General features: G+C 71.2%; 12 protein-coding genes. 2 read left to right on the top strand and 10 right to left on the bottom strand.

What is annotated here, in order from left to right; all coding sequences use genetic code 11:
* Nucleotides 1–3 precede the first annotated feature (3 nt).
* The 7 genes from Q8A52_RS09085 to Q8A52_RS09055 form a co-directional block, all read right to left on the bottom strand.
* Nucleotides 4–948: a type II secretion system F family protein gene (locus Q8A52_RS09085; protein ID WP_316747944.1), complete on the bottom strand. Its 945-nt coding sequence runs from the start codon at nucleotides 946–948 to the stop codon at nucleotides 4–6.
* A gap of 10 nt (nucleotides 949–958) precedes the next feature.
* Nucleotides 959–2,296: a CpaF family protein gene (locus Q8A52_RS09080; RefSeq protein ID WP_316747942.1), complete on the bottom strand. Its 1,338-nt coding sequence runs from the start codon at nucleotides 2,294–2,296 to the stop codon at nucleotides 959–961.
* A 25-nt stretch (nucleotides 2,297–2,321) separates the two neighbouring features.
* Nucleotides 2,322–2,666: a TadE/TadG family type IV pilus assembly protein gene (locus Q8A52_RS09075; RefSeq protein WP_316747939.1), complete on the bottom strand. Its 345-nt coding sequence runs from the start codon at nucleotides 2,664–2,666 to the stop codon at nucleotides 2,322–2,324.
* Between the two features lies 1 nt (nucleotide 2,667).
* Nucleotides 2,668–3,045: a TadE/TadG family type IV pilus assembly protein gene (locus tag Q8A52_RS09070; protein ID WP_316747937.1), complete on the bottom strand. Its 378-nt coding sequence runs from the start codon at nucleotides 3,043–3,045 to the stop codon at nucleotides 2,668–2,670.
* Nucleotides 3,046–3,049: 4 nt separating this feature from the next.
* Complete coding sequence (locus Q8A52_RS09065; RefSeq protein ID WP_316747935.1) at nucleotides 3,050–4,294, bottom strand: AAA family ATPase; 1,245 nt, start codon at nucleotides 4,292–4,294, stop codon at nucleotides 3,050–3,052.
* A 12-nt stretch (nucleotides 4,295–4,306) separates the two neighbouring features.
* Nucleotides 4,307–5,008 carry a Flp pilus assembly protein CpaB gene (cpaB, locus tag Q8A52_RS09060; protein ID WP_316747933.1) on the bottom strand — a complete coding sequence of 234 codons (702 nt, stop codon included), beginning with the start codon at nucleotides 5,006–5,008 and terminating at the stop codon, nucleotides 4,307–4,309.
* A gap of 67 nt (nucleotides 5,009–5,075) precedes the next feature.
* Complete coding sequence (locus tag Q8A52_RS09055) at nucleotides 5,076–5,903, bottom strand: hypothetical protein (protein ID WP_316748732.1); 828 nt, start codon at nucleotides 5,901–5,903, stop codon at nucleotides 5,076–5,078.
* Nucleotides 5,904–6,183: 280 nt separating this feature from the next.
* Between Q8A52_RS09055 and Q8A52_RS09050 the strand changes: the two genes are divergently transcribed.
* The gene (locus tag Q8A52_RS09050) at nucleotides 6,184–7,881 is read left to right on the top strand and encodes a chitinase (RefSeq protein ID WP_316747931.1); all 1,698 of its coding nucleotides are present in this window, start codon (nucleotides 6,184–6,186) and stop codon (nucleotides 7,879–7,881) included.
* A 91-nt stretch (nucleotides 7,882–7,972) separates the two neighbouring features.
* Here Q8A52_RS09050 and Q8A52_RS09045 read toward each other — a convergent pair whose 3' ends face one another.
* The 3 genes from Q8A52_RS09045 to Q8A52_RS09035 form a co-directional block, all read right to left on the bottom strand.
* Nucleotides 7,973–8,455, bottom strand: a complete 483-nt coding sequence (locus tag Q8A52_RS09045; protein ID WP_316747929.1) for an ATP-binding protein — start codon at nucleotides 8,453–8,455, stop codon at nucleotides 7,973–7,975.
* A gap of 130 nt (nucleotides 8,456–8,585) precedes the next feature.
* Nucleotides 8,586–9,506 carry an MEDS domain-containing protein gene (locus tag Q8A52_RS09040; protein ID WP_316747927.1) on the bottom strand — a complete coding sequence of 307 codons (921 nt, stop codon included), beginning with the start codon at nucleotides 9,504–9,506 and terminating at the stop codon, nucleotides 8,586–8,588.
* Between the two features lie 40 nt (nucleotides 9,507–9,546).
* Nucleotides 9,547–11,862: an ATP-binding protein gene (locus Q8A52_RS09035; RefSeq protein WP_316747925.1), complete on the bottom strand. Its 2,316-nt coding sequence runs from the start codon at nucleotides 11,860–11,862 to the stop codon at nucleotides 9,547–9,549.
* A 319-nt stretch (nucleotides 11,863–12,181) separates the two neighbouring features.
* On the opposite strand from Q8A52_RS09035, the gene Q8A52_RS09030 reads away from it, so the two are divergent.
* The gene (locus tag Q8A52_RS09030; RefSeq protein ID WP_316747923.1) at nucleotides 12,182–13,537 is read left to right on the top strand and encodes a M14 family metallopeptidase; all 1,356 of its coding nucleotides are present in this window, start codon (nucleotides 12,182–12,184) and stop codon (nucleotides 13,535–13,537) included.
* Nucleotides 13,538–13,540: the final 3 nt, after the last annotated feature.

Here is a 13,540-nt window from a genome sequence, read left to right as displayed (position 1 = left end):
CCCTCAGACGTCGATCCGGCTCATACGGCGGATGAGGACGAAGCCGATCGCGTACAGCCCGAACGCGATGATCACGCAGGCCTGGCCGACCGGTGAGCCGGTCATGCGCTCCAGGGCGCCGTCCTTGACGCCGTCCATGAGGAACAGGGCGCCGATGCCGAGGACGGGTACGGCGTAGGAGGTCATGGTCACCTGGGAGAGCTGGGTGCGGATCTCGCGCCGGGTCTCCTTGCGCTCCTCCAGCGTCTCGGTGAGGTTGCGGAGGGCGGAGACCACCTGGCCGCCCGCCTTGTTGGACAGGACGAGGGTGGTGACCAGGACCACCAGTTCGCGGGACGGGAGGCGGTCCGCGAGTTCGCCGAGCGCGTCGTCCATGGAGTGGCCGATCGACAACTGGTTGGCGACCTTGGCAAGTTCCTCGCCCGCCGGTGCCTCCAGCTCCTCCGCCGCCATGCCGATCGCGGTGCGCAGGGCGAGGCCCGCCTGGGTGGCGTTGGCCAGGATGCGGGCCAGTTCGGGGAGCTGGTTGATGAAGCGCTCGATGCGCTTCTGCCGCTGCCAGTTGAGGAACTGGAACGCCGCCCCGATGCCGAGCAGACCGGCGAGCGGGCCGAAGAAGGGGGCCAGGGCGGCCTGGCCGATGAGCCAGAGGGCGGCGACCGTCGCGAGCATGTAGGCGAAGAACTCGCCCGGGGTGACGTCCAGGCCGGTGGCCGCCAGCCGCAGTTCCAGCTTCCGGCCGGGCCCGGTGCGCCGCAGCCGGCGGTCGAGGTTGCGGAAGCGGCGCCTGCGGCCGGTCTCCGGGGCGCGGCCGGTGTAGGAGAGGCGGTCGATGAGCGCGGCGCGCTGTGCCCGGCCCGAGGCGTAGGTGTGGACGCCGACCACGGCCAGGACGCAGGTCAGCAGAGTGACACCGGTGGTGAGGGTGACGAGGTCGTGGAGATCCATGAGGGCCTGCCTACCTGGCTTCTCGGGTGGCGAGCTGGTCCGCGTGCCGGGCGACGCCGAAGGCCTGGGGTATGGGCTGGCTCGCCATGTAGAGGCGGTCGGCGGTGCGGCGCGGAAGGGGGAAGTACTGGAAGACGCCGTGGACACGGCCGTCGGGGGTCATGGGCTGTGCGTTGAAGTGGGCCACCGTCGCCAGCCGGTAGGGCTCGCCGCCGTGGCTGTCGAGCAGTGCGATCTCGGTGATGCGGCGGGCGCCGTCGGCGAAGCGGGTGAGCTGGACGATGACGTCGACGGCGCTGTTGATCTGGTCGTGCAGCGCCACGAAGGGGACCTCGACGTCGGACATGGACGCCAGGGTCTGCAGCCGGGTCAGCGCGTCCTCGGCGCTGTTGGCGTGCACGGTGGCGAGGGAGCCGTCGTGACCGGTCGACATCGCCTGCAGCATGTCCAGGGACTCGCCACCGCGGACCTCGCCGACGACGATGCGGTCGGGGCGCATGCGCAGGGAGTTGCGGACCAGGTCGCGGATGGTGACCTGGCCCTTGCCCTCCACGTTCGGGGGCCGTGACTCCAGGCGGACGACGTGCGACTGCTGGAGCTGGAGTTCGGCCGAGTCCTCGATCGTGATGATGCGTTCGTGTGCCGGGATGAGTCCGGAGAGGGCGTTGAGCAGGGTCGTCTTCCCGGTGCCGGTGGCTCCGGACACGATGATGTTGAACTTCGCCTGCACCAGGCCCGCGAGCAGGAACAGCATGTGCTCGTCCAGGGAGCCGAACTCGATCAGCTCCGGGAGGGTGTAGGAGCGCGGGAAGCGCCGGATGGTGAGGGTGGGTCCGGTGAGCGACAGCGGCGGGATGATGACGTTGACGCGCTCGCCCGAAGGGAGGCGGGCGTCGACCATCGGGTTCGACTCGTCCACGCGGCGGTTGACCGTGGAGACGATGCGCTCGATCGTCTGCATCAGCTGGTCCTGGGAAGCAAAGCGCAGCGGCAGCTGCTCGACCCGGCCGCCGCGCTCGACGAAGATCGCGTCGGGGCCGTTCACCATGATCTCCGTGATGGACGCGTCCTCGAGCAGCGGTTCCAGGATGCCGAGGCCCAGCGCCTCGTCGACCACCCGCCGGATCAGCTGCGCGCGCTCCACCGTCGACAGGACCGGGCCCTCGCGGCTGATGATGTGCCCGAGCACCCGCTCCAGCCTGGCCCGGCGCTCGGCGGCGGCCAGCGAGCTCATCTCCGCGAGGTCGATCTCCTCCAGGAGCTTGGCCCGGTAGGAGGCGACCAGATGGCCGTCCTCGCCCCGGCTGCCGTGCTCCTCGGGGGAGTTGATGCGTGCCCGCAGGCTCATGGGTGGGGTGCTCCTCGTTCCTGGGTCAGTGGTCGAGCGGCATCGTGGCGGTCCTGCTGGCGGAGCCGAAGTCCCAGACGATCCTGGGGATGCGGACCGTGGCGGTGACGGTGACGGTGTCGCCCCCCTCCGAAGAGGCGCACTGCACGTCGAGGCCACCGCTGACCGCGTCCGCACAGGCCTGCGCGACGCCCTGCCGCAAGGAGGCGGCACGCGCCCCCGCATGGGCCGCCGTTCCCGCCTGCTCGGCCGCGTAGGCGACGGCCCCGATCTGGATGCCGGCCAGGCCGACGATCAGCAGGACCGGGACGAAGCCGAGGTACTCGATGGCGACCTGCCCGCTGTCGCGCCGCCTGGGGAGGTACGGCATCTCAGTCCTTCACCTCCTCCACGGCACCGGCGTGGCCGTGCACCGTGACCGGGAAACCGATCGCGCCCGGGAAGAGGACAGGGACCTTGAGGTACACGTCGGCGGTCACATAGCCGACCCCGCCGCAGTTCACCGTGGCATCCCCCTTCCATGCCGCCGACAGGTGCTTCATCCCCGCGGCCCGGCAGGCGCCGGCGCGTTCGCCCCGCGGCGCCGCCGTCCCCGCCCGCACCGCCTCGTCCGCAGCATTCCCGGCGAGCGTGAAGGTGTACCCCACCAACACGCACTGCCACACCAGCACCAATGTCAGCACGATCAGCGGCGTCATGCCGAGGAACTCGATGCTGACCTGCCCCTCGTCCCCGCGTGGCCGTCTCATCCCCTCACTCCTTCCGGCGCCGCAGACTCACCGACCCCCGGTCCCCGCGCATCCGGCCGCCCCGGTGGGAGCCTTCGGGCACGCGCGCGAGTCCCAGCTCCCCGGCGAGCCTCCACAGGGCCTGTTTCACCGTGCTCCTGCTGTCGAGCTCGTGGATGCGTCCGGCGTCCACGGCGCTCTGGAGTTCCTTGAAGTTGGCGGGAACGGCCGTGCCGGCCAGCGCGGTGCCGGTGATGCGCTGCACCAGCGGCGGCTGGATCTCCGTACCGCGGGTGTGGCGGTTGACGACGACCGTGGTCTCCTCGGCCTTGCGGATCTGCAGCCGGTCCCACATGCGCACGGTGCGCTTGGCGGCCCGTACCGCGACCACGTCCGGGGTGGTCACCAAAAGCGCCGTGTCGGCCATCTCGACGGCGGCCGCGCTGGCCCCGCTGAGCTGGGCGCCGCAGTCGACGACGACGACCTCGTAGCGGGAGCGCACGGCGCTGACGATCTGGCGGGCGGCGCGGTCGGTGACCTCCTCGCCTCGTTCGCCGTCGCCGGGGGCGAGCAGCAGGGCGAGGCCCGTGTCGTGGCGGAAGACGGCGTCGGCGAGGACGCGCGGCGAGATGTCGGTGATGGCTGCGAGGTCGACGACCGAGCGGCGGAACTGGACGTCGAGGAAGGAGGCGACGTCGCCGGCCTGGAGGTCCATGTCGATCAGGGCGGTGGCCCGGCCGGACGCCTGGGCGGCCAGGGCCAGCTGGATGGCCGTGAGGGTGGCACCGACGCCGCCCTTGGCCCCGCTGACCGTGACGACCGTACCGCCGACGCCGGAGAACACGTCGGCGCCGTGTCCGAGATGGCGTCGTACGCCGTTGGACCACTGGGCGACGGCCTGGACGCGGCTGGCCAGCTCCTCGTAGCTGAGCGGGAGGCCGACCAGGCCGCGGGCGCCGGAGTCCATGGCCGCGGAGAAGAGCCCGGAACTGACGTCCGTGGTGACGAGGATGACGCCGACGGCCGGGAAGCGCAGGGCGACTTCGCGGATCAGCTCCAGTGCGGGGACCGGGCCGATGCGCTCGTGCACCACGACGACCTCGGGCAGTTCGTCGACGGACTCGGCGGCGAGGCGGGCGAGGGTGTCGATCAGCTGGGTGGAGTCCACCACCGGGGCGATCGGTTCGGCGTCGGGCAGCTGGCTGAGCAGGGTGGTGAGCGAGCGGACCGCGTCCGGGTCCGAGACGGCCGGGAGGATCCTGATGGGCATGCGGGCCGCCTCTCACTTGTCCGTCGCGAGTTCGTACGTGCGGTCCTTGTCCGGGACGGTGGTCTCGCTGCCGGGTGCCACCAGCGCGAGCCTGACCCGCTGGGCGAAGGACTCGGCGTAGGTGATGCGCTGGGCGTCGATGGTGGACAGCGCGAAAGTGATCGGGACGGCGTCGGTGGGCTGCTGGTTCTTGTTGTCGGGCTCCAGGGAGGTGAGCTTGCCGACGTCGAGTACCCGGGCGTTCGTCACGATGATCTTGGACTGGTCGGGGTCGCCCTGCTTCTTGCCCTCGAAGGTGGCGTAGACGTTGACCCGGGAGCCCGGGGTGATCTTGCCGGCGACTCCGGTGGCCGCGTCGATCATGATGGCGACCTCCTGCTGGCCCGCCTGCAGCGCGGGCTGTTCGACGATCATGTCCGTCTGGAGCAGGGAGCCCTTGCGCAGGGTGGTCACGGCGATCTTGCCCTCGATCTCGCGCAGGCTCGTGACCGCGTTGGCCGACAGCCACCGCTTGGGCATCTTGATCTTCTCGAACTGGCCCGTGTCCAGCGTCGTGTACGGCGCCACGTCGGACCTCAGCCGGTACGCGGTGACCTCGGGGCCGACCTTGGACTTCACGTCGTCGATGACGGAGAGCACGCCGGCGAACGCGCCGAGCGCGCAGAGCACCGACAGGATCAGGAGTATCACGCCGCGGCGCTGACGGGAGTTCATGAACCGTGCAACCTCATTGGGGGAATCGGTCGAGCGGGATCGAAGGGGACTGAGCGGGCCGGACCGGTCAGGCGGGCGTTCTTTGCTCCAGGGCCCGTGGAGCGGGTGGTTCATGGCCTGGCGGGGTGGCCGAGCAGAAGACACAGCGGTCCCCGATGACGTCGATGCCGCACCAGTGGCAGGTGTTCTGCCGCACCGAGGTGACCAGTTGGTAGAGGACGGAGAGGTCGGCGAGGTAGCTGCAGAACTCGATGACCCGGCCCGTGCCCCACCAGTGGGCGGACTCGGCGGGCAGCGGGGTCTCGCGCAGCCCGTGCGCGCTCCAGGCCTTGGCGAGGGTGCCGGTCCACTCGGACTGCAACTGGCCCTTGGCGACCAGCATCCAGGTGGCGAACTCGGGACCGGCCAGGGTGGCGCCGGGTCCGATCCGGACGAGCTGCGGCTCGGGATGGGCGAGGACGGCGAACTGGCTGCCGGGCACCCAGGACTTGGCGTGCGCCTTCAGGCTCACGGGAACGTGGTCCAGCCTGGCCACGGAGCCGAGGACCGCGCCGGAGTGGAGGTAGTGGGTGAGCAGCCGTCCCGCGGAGGCGAGGACTCCGGGGCTGAGGTCGCAGGAGGCGAGCTGTCTCAACTGACGGGCCAGAACGGCGATCCCGAGCGGTGGCAGCTCGGGCCGGAACAGGGCTATGCGGTCGCTCTCCATCAGGGACCGCAGGGTGTGCAGCCGCTGTGTCACGGTGGCCGGTACGGCCCGCGAGCACAGGACGATCAGATGCCCGTGCTGCTCGACGAGCCCCTGGAGTTCGGCGAGCGCATGCTCCAGCGGCCGCTTGTCGAGATCCCGCAGCACGACGGCGGGCACGGTCCGTTCGTCCTGCGGCGGCAGCGCCATGTCGGCGCTGGTCACGGCAATGGCAGTTGGCACGCGCAGCTCCCCGCTCTTCACACCCGTCGGCCCACCGGTGTTACTCCAATGCGCCGGGACGACTTCATTGCGTGACTACCTCAGCACTGTATCCACGCCTCCGTGACCGGAGAACAGCGTTTGGGTAGCTGGCCGGGATCTGTGTGTGCGCAAGTCCCGTCAAACCAGGACAGGTTGAGCATTCGACAGTTGCCTCATTTGGTCTGGACCTATTGACAGCTGGATTGGTCTGGACCAACTTATTGTCATGCCCAGACAGAGACGACGCACACGAACCTGGTCGGCCGTCGCAGCATTCGCCACGGCCGTGGCACTGGCGGGGATGTCCGGCGGTCCGGCATCCGCAGCGGATGTGAACAACGTCAAGAACGCCGGCTTCGAGTCGGCCCTGAGCAACTGGACCTGCTCCGCGAGCAGCGGTACGACGGTCTCCTCCCCCGTCCGCTCCGGCACGGCCGCGCTGAAGGCGACACCGGCCGGGCAGGACTACGCCCAGTGCTCCCAGACGGTGGCGGTGAAGCCGAACTCGTCGTACACGCTGAGCGCCTGGCTGCAGGGCGGCTATGCGTACCTGGGCGTGACCGGTACGGGTACGACGGACGTGTCGACGTGGACCCCCGACTCCACCTCGTGGAAACAGCTGTCGACCTCGTTCACGACGGGCGCGTCGACGACCTCGGTCACGGTGTACACGCACGGCTGGTACGGCCAGCCCGCGTACTACGCCGACGACGTGTCGGTGTACGGCCCCGACGGCGGCGGAGGCGGCGACCCGGCCCCGACGGTGCCGGGCGCACCGGCCGGCCTGGCCGTGTCCGGTACGACCTCCTCGTCGGTGTCGCTGTCCTGGAACGCGGTGTCGGGCGCGACGGGCTACAACGTCTACCGCGACGGTACGAAGGTGACCGCGGTGACCGGCACGTCGGCGACGGTGACGGGCCTGGCCGCCTCGACGGCGTACTCCTTCCAGGTCACCGCGACCAACTCGGCGGGTGAGTCGCCGAAGTCGGCGGCGGTGACGGGGACGACGGCGGCGACCGGGGGCGGAGGCGGCGGCGCCCTGCCCAAGCACGCGGTGACCGGCTACTGGCAGAACTTCAACAACGGAGCGAGGGTCCAGAAGATCTCCGACGTGCCCTCGTCGTACGACATCATCGCGGTTGCCTTCGCGGACGCCACGTCGACGCCGGGCGCCGTGACCTTCAACCTGGACTCGGCCGGGCTGGGCGGCTACACCGTCGACCAGTTCAAGGCCGACATCAGGGCGAAGCAGGCCGCCGGGAAGAAGGTCATCGTCTCGGTCGGCGGCCAGAACGGCACGGTGTCGGTGAACGACCCGACGTCGGCGGCGAACTTCGCGAACTCCGTGTATTCGCTGATGCAGACGTACGGCTTCGACGGCGTCGACATCGACCTGGAGAACGGCCTCAACGCGACGTACATGACGCAGGCCCTGCGCGCGCTGTCGGGGAAGGCGGGCTCGTCCCTGATCCTGACGATGGCCCCGCAGACGATCGACATGCAGTCGACCTCGAACTCCTACTTCCAGACGGCCCTGAACCTCAAGGACATCCTCACGGTCGTCAACATGCAGTACTACAACAGCGGTTCGATGCTCGGCTGCGACGGCAAGGTCTACTCCCAGGGCTCCGTGGACTTCCTCACCGCCCTGGCCTGCATCCAGCTGGAGGGCGGCCTGTCCCCGTCCCAGGTCGGCCTCGGCCTCCCGGCTTCGACGAGCGCGGCGGGCAGCGGCTACGTCTCCCCCACCGTGGTGAACAACGCCCTGGACTGCCTGACCAAGGCCACCGCCTGCGGCGGCTTCAAGCCGTCGAAGACCTACCCCGACCTGCGGGGCGCAATGACCTGGTCGACGAACTGGGACGCGTCCGCGGGCAACGCGTGGTCGAACTCGGTGGCCCCGCACGTGCACGCACTTCCGTAGCAGCGACCCGAAGACGGTGGGACAAGGACCCCCGGCGGCCACTCGAGCCGCCGGGGCTCCGGGCTCTCCGGGGCTCCGGGCTCTTCCGGGGCTAAGGCAGTCGCCGGTCGCAGCCTTCGCAGTCGCAGGTGCCGAGTTCGAACCAGACCGTTTTGCCCGCGCCGTCGAGGTGGCAGCCCCAGCGGCGGGCGAGGGCGTCCACCAGGGTCATGCCCCGGCCGCTCTCCGTGATGCCCGCGTCGAGCACCTCGGGCGCGCGGCGGTCGGTGTCGGCGACCTCGCAGCGCAGGACGCCGTGGGAGGCCAGGAGGGTCAGCCGGAAACGGCTCGCCGCGTGCCGCAGGGCGTTGGTGGCCAGCTCGCTGACCAGGAGCTCGGCCACGTCGCCGACCTCGTCCCGCTCCGCGAGCCCCCATTCCTCCAGCTGCCTGCGCACCACCGCGCGCGCCTCGCGGGCCGCCGAGGGCACGGGGTCGTACTCGACGCTCAGATGGCCGGCCCGTATGGGCGGCTGCGGATACGCGGCGTACTGAGGGCCGGGGTCCGGAAGGCTCCTTCCGGAAGGTTGCAGCATGCTCCCAGGGTGCCCTCCCCGCATACCCGCTCACACGGGGAGGAATACCCGAATCCGTACCTGCGTCGGTTCGCTCGGCACCCGCGTATGCATGGTTGCGGACATGCGTGCGTATCCGGATCCGCCACCGCTACGCGTACTGGATGCGGACGGTCGAGCCCTCGGCGTGGTCGCGCACATCCACGTAGGCGCAGACCTGGCGGGTGAACCACAGGCCCTGCCCCGGCTCCAGCTCTCCGGTGGGCGGCGGTACGAAGCCGGCGAGCGGGTCGGCGACGCGGTGGGGCAGGCGCAGCTCGCAGACGCAGGACGGGGCGCGGCCCCACAGCACGGTGCCGGTGACGGGGCCGAGCGCGGCCGCCGCCTCGGTCACCGCCGCGCCGAACAACTCGGCGTCGGGGGCCGGGAGTCCGCGCCTCGCCGACCACGCGCGTACGGCCTCGGCGGTCGGGGCGGGCAGCGGGGTCGCGTCGTCGGGGGGCGGTGCCAGGGGTACGGCGTCCAGTTCACGCACCAGGGCGGGCGGGGCCTCGTAGACACCGGTGGCGGGGTGGGCCCGGCGGGCCGCTTCGACGAGGGCGAGGCCGGCGGTACGGGTGTCGTAGGCGCACATCGCCGTCGTGGAGAAGGGGGCGAAGAGGAGGTTCGCCAGGGACTCGTAGCGGATCCACTCGGCGGTCTCCCGGGGCGAACTGCCCGCGCGGCCCGCCCAGTCCGGCTCCATCAGGAGGTGGATGCGGCCGCCGGGCCCGGCGTGCGCCGCGAGGTAGCCGGCGCTCCGGGCCACGGCATTGGCGGCGGAGCCGGTGTACCAGTCGGTGTGCGGGATGAAGCCGACCTTCCCGGCGTCGGACCCCAGGGCGTCCCGCAGGAGGTCCAGTCCGGCGGGGGCGACGATGGCCACGGGCGGTGGTTCGCCGGGGGCGGCCAGGCCCTCGGCGAGGAAGGGCAGCGCCGCCGCCACGAACTCGTCGTCCGAGCCGAACACGGCCATGCGGTGGTCGAAGTCCCCCTGGCCCGGACCGGTTTGCGCATGCGTATCTGCACTCATGGGTTCCCCATCTGTTGTACGTCCCTCACGGTGGGAGTCATCAGCGCTGGGCCGTCACCCAGGCGGCGATCTGGCTGCGGTTGCTGAAGCCGAGCTTGCTGAGGATGCGCTCCACATGGCCCTCGGCCGTGCGGCGGGCGATGACCAGGCGGTCGGCGATCTGCTGGTTGGCCAGCCCCTCGGCGACCAGCCGGGCGACCTCGGCCTCCCGGCGGGTCAGCCGCGGGGCCGGAGCCGGCTCCCGCCCCGCGCCGGCGTCCTGGGGGTCGTGGAGCGCGTAGGCCACGATCTCGCCGAGGCCGAGCGCGGCGCCCCTGCCGTACGCCCGCTCGTACGTCCGCTGCCCCACCGCCGCGCGCACCCGTGTCTCACAGTCGCGCCGGGCGGAATTGAGGGCCTCGGAGCCCCAGCGGTCGCGGTCGATGTCGGACCAGACCCGGTCGGCGCCGCCGAGCAGCACGGCGGCGCGCTCGGCGGCCCCGGACCCGGCCGCGAGAAGCGCCAGCAGGTCGAGGGTGAGTCCGATGCCGATGACGTCGTGCACATCGAGCTTGAGGCGCAGGGCCTGGCAGGCGTACGGCTCGGCGCGCCGCCAGTCCTTCCGCACGGCGTGCGCCAGGGCGAGGATGCGCAGCACGTACGAGCGCACCCACTCCTCGTCGTGCCGCTCGCACAGTCGCAGGGCGTCCTCGCAGACGGCGACTGCGCGGTCCGCCTCCCCCAGCAGGGCCAGGGCACAGGCGAGTTCGACCTGGTCGAGGCCGTGCAGGCTGAGGTGCTGGCCGGGGACCGGGCCGCGGGCGACGGTGGACTCGTAGTGGCTCAGGGCGGTGTGCAGATCGTCGGCGAAGAGCTGGACGACGCCGATGACGTAGTCGGCGTGGGCCACCTCGGCCGGGTCGCCGAGGTCCTGGGCCAGGGCGCGGGCCTCCTCGGCGCGGCGCAGTCCGCGGGTGAGGTCCTCGGGGCAGCCCGCCAGCAGACCGGAGATCCACAGGCCCCGGGCGCGTTCCCGGCTCGGCCCGGGGTCGGCGTCGAGGGCGCGGTCGAGCCAGTAGCGGCCCTCGCGGGGTGCTCCGCAGGCGTGCCAGTAGAACCACAGGGTGCCCGCGAGGCGCAGCCCGGCGAGCTCCTCGCCCGGTGTGGTGAGGCTGAAGTCGAGGGCAGCGCGCAGATTGTCCTGGTCGGCGCGGAGCCGGGCCACGATCTCCCGCTGGCCGGGTCCGAACCAGCGTCGCTCGTATCCGCCGGCCCGCTCCTGCATCCAGTCCCGCTGGCGGCACCGGGCGGCCGCCTCCTCGCCGGGGTGCTCGCGCAGCTGGTCGAGGCCGTAGTGGCGCAGGGTGTCCAGCAGCCGGTAGCGCACCCCGCCGGGCCCGCTCTCCCGGCCCAGCACGGACTTGTCGACGAGCCCGGCGACGGCTTCGAGGACGTCGTACGACACGATCCGCTCGCCGTCCGCACAGACCGCCTCCGCCGTCTCCAGGTCGAAGCTCCCGGCCAGCACCGACAGCCGCGCCCACACCAACTGCTCGAGCGCGTCGCACAGTTCGTGGCTCCAGTCGACCGCGGCACGCAGGGTCTGGTGGCGGGGCGGGACGGCGGGGCTGCCGGCGGAGAGCAGGCGGTAGCGGTCGTCGAGCCGGGCCAGGAGCTGTTCGATGCCGAGGACGCGCATACGGACGGCGGCGAGTTCGATGGCGAGCGGGAGGCCGTCGAGGCGGGCGCAGAGGCGGGCGACGGCGGCGCGGTTGCCGGGGGTGAGGCGGAAGCCGGGGACGACGGCGGCGGCGCGGTCGGCGAACAGGGCCAGGGCCGGGTGGGCCTCGGCGGCGGACAGGTCGCCGTCGGGGTCGGGGACCGGCAGGGGCCGAACCTCCATGAGGTGTTCCTCGGTGAGGCCGAGGCGGTGGCGGCTGGTGGCGAGGATGCGGATGCCGGTGGTGCCGTGCAGGAGGGCGGCGGCGAGTTCGGCGCAGGCGGCCGACAGGTGTTCGCAGTTGTCGACGACCAGGAGCAGCCGGCGGTCGCGGAGCTGTTCCACCAGGGCGTCCAGCGGGGGCCGGCGGGAGTGGTCGTGCAGATCGAGCGCGTCGGCGGCGGCGAGCGGGACGAGCGCCGGGTCGTGCAGGCCGGAGAGCTGGACGTAGCGCACACCGTCCGGGAAGGCGCGTTCGACGCGGGCCGCCATACGTCCGGCGAGGCGGGTCTTGCCGACGCCGCCGGGACCGGTGAGCGTGACCAGGCGTGCCCTGGCCAGCAGTTCACGGCCCTGCGCCTGCTCGTCCCGCCGGTCGACGAAGCTGGTCGTCTCGACCGGCAGACGAGAGTCCCGTCGTGGCGCTGATCCGCCCATGATCAGCCAGCCCTCCTCTTGGCCGGACTCCCCACTCTTCCCCGGGGGTGCACGGGTCCGCACGCCCTCATCACGCCAACGAGTGCTCTTTGGCCGGGGACACTCCGCGGAATCCTCGCGCGCGTACACTGCCCGGCCGGTTTTGGGCCGATTCCGCTTGAACTGCCCTTGACCTGGCCATGCCAACGCTTCACCATGAGCGCCACCCGCACAGCCCACGCACAGCATCCGCACCTTGCACGTCGCACTGAAGCACCCCCCGCTCCGCTCCACCCCACATCCGGCGACCCCGGAATTCCTGGAGATCCAAGGAGAATTCATGCGACTTCGCACACGCGGCTCAGGCGCCCGCGGCAGCAGAAGGACAGCCGCCCTCGGCGCCCTGCTGGCCCTCGCACTCGCGGCGCCCGTGTCGGCGACGGCCACGCACGCCGTCGCCGACAGCGCCCGCAAAGCGGCGCCCTCCGCCGACGACGTCCGGCAGTACGAGATCCACCAGGGCACCACCCCCGTGACCCGCACGGCCATCCAGCAGACCGGCGTCACCGTGGACGAGGCCGACGAGGAGACCGTGGTCGTCTCCGGACGCGCCGCCCAGATCCGCAAGCTGACGCAACTCGGCTACGACGTCACGCCGTTGGGGGCCGCGCCCGACCGGTCGAGCCCCGCCGACGAGCTGCGGCTGTTCGACTTCCCCTCGGCCGACTCGAAGTACCACAACTACGCCGAGATGAACACGGAGATCGACCAGCGGCTCGCCGCCTACCCCGGCATCATGAGCAAGCGGGTGATCGGCAAGTCGCACCAGGGCCGGGACATCGTCGCCGTCAAGGTCAGCGACAACGTGGCCACGGACGAGAACGAACCCGAGGTGCTCTTCACCTTCCACCAGCACGCCCGCGAGCACCTGACCGTCGAGATGGCCCTGTACCTGCTGCGCGAACTGGGAGCCGGGTACGGGACCGACTCACGGGTCACCAACATCGTCAACAGCCGCGAGATCTGGATCGTGCCGGACCTGAACCCGGACGGCGGCGAGTACGACATCGCCACCGGGTCCTACCGGTCGTGGCGCAAGAACCGGCAGCCCAACAGCGGTTCGTCGTACGTCGGCACCGACCTCAACCGCAACTGGAACTACAAGTGGGGCTGCTGCGGCGGGTCCTCGGGCTCCAAGTCCTCCGAGACCTACCGGGGCTCGGCGGCGGAGTCGGCGCCCGAGGTGAAGGTCGTCTCCGACTTCGTGCGCAGCCGGGTCGTCGGCGGGAAGCAGCAGATCAAGGCGGGCATCGACTTCCACACGTACAGCGAGCTGGTGCTGTGGCCGTACGGCTACACCTACTCCGACACGGACACCGGGATGACCGCGGACGACGCCGCCGCGTTCAAGGCCGTGGGACAGAAGATGGCCGCCAGCAACGGGTACACGCCGGAGCAGGCGAGCGACCTGTACATCACCGACGGGTCGATCGACGACTACCTCTGGGGTGTGCACAAGATCTTCGACTACACCTTCGAGATGTATCCGACGTCCGCCTGGAACGGGGGGTTCTACCCGCCCGACGAGGTGATCGAGCGGGAGACCTCCCGGAACCGGGACGCGGTGTTCCAGCTGCTGGAGAACGCGGACTGCATGTACCGGTCGATCGGGAAGGAAGCCCAGTACTGCAGTTAGCCG

This window comes from Streptomyces herbicida, from assembly GCF_032656585.1.
Taxonomy (GTDB): domain Bacteria; phylum Actinomycetota; class Actinomycetes; order Streptomycetales; family Streptomycetaceae; genus Streptomyces; species Streptomyces herbicida.
The sequence above is the reverse complement of the archived record's forward strand: the minus strand, read 5'-3'. Positions and strand labels throughout refer to the sequence as shown.